Below are 232 nucleotides of genomic sequence, written 5' to 3'. Positions count from 1 at the left end.
AGATAATATAGATTATTAAGCGTGTTGAAAAGAAAATGAGGATTGATCTGCGCTTTAAGGAAATTCAATTCTGCTGTTAATCTTTCTGTCTCAACTTCTTTTTTGTGGGCTACTAAGTCAAACCAGTCTGCTACGAATTTCAACATGGCAATAAACCCGCTGATAAATAAGGTAACAACACTAAGCTCTACGATATAAAAAGAAGAATAGATGTATTGACGCTGATGAGTAA

At 34.1% G+C, this 232-nt stretch carries 1 protein-coding gene; it reads right to left on the bottom strand.

Translation table 11 applies throughout. The features are described 5' to 3' along the window. The coding region (locus tag KK062_RS30590; protein WP_254088160.1) for a histidine kinase at nucleotides 1-232 on the bottom strand (232 nt) is incomplete at both ends.

The organism is Dawidia cretensis, from assembly GCF_018598175.1.
GTDB lineage: Bacteria > Bacteroidota > Bacteroidia > Cytophagales > Cyclobacteriaceae > Ohtaekwangia > Ohtaekwangia cretensis.
The sequence above is the reverse complement of the archived record's forward strand: the minus strand, read 5'-3'. Positions and strand labels throughout refer to the sequence as shown.